Source organism: Ruegeria sp. SCP11 (assembly GCF_040329455.1).
Lineage (GTDB): Bacteria > Pseudomonadota > Alphaproteobacteria > Rhodobacterales > Rhodobacteraceae > Ruegeria > Ruegeria atlantica_E.
The window spans coordinates 1-211 of the sequence record NZ_JBDZYG010000081.1; the positions used below are offsets into that span (position 1 = coordinate 1).

The following is a 211-nucleotide window of genomic DNA, read 5'->3' on the forward strand; positions in this document are numbered from 1 at the left end:
GCTGGAGGCGTCCACCGCGATGTTGTCGGCGAAGGTCACGGTGATCTGCGTGTCGGGATTGCCGGTATCTGCGGCATCGATGGCCGGCGCACTGGCGGACTGCACCACCGGGGCGGTGGTGTCTGCAATGTCGACGGCAAAGCCGGTGAGGTTGGGGTCTGCAGCGACGGCATTGCCGCCGGTGTCGAAGACTTCATCGGTGAGCAGGGCG

General features: G+C 66.4%; 1 protein-coding gene. It reads right to left on the reverse strand.

Annotated features, from left to right (window positions below):
• Window positions 1–211, reverse strand: a 211-nt coding sequence (locus tag ABLN94_RS24710) for a hypothetical protein (RefSeq protein WP_352997377.1), incomplete at both ends; no start/stop codon positions are given.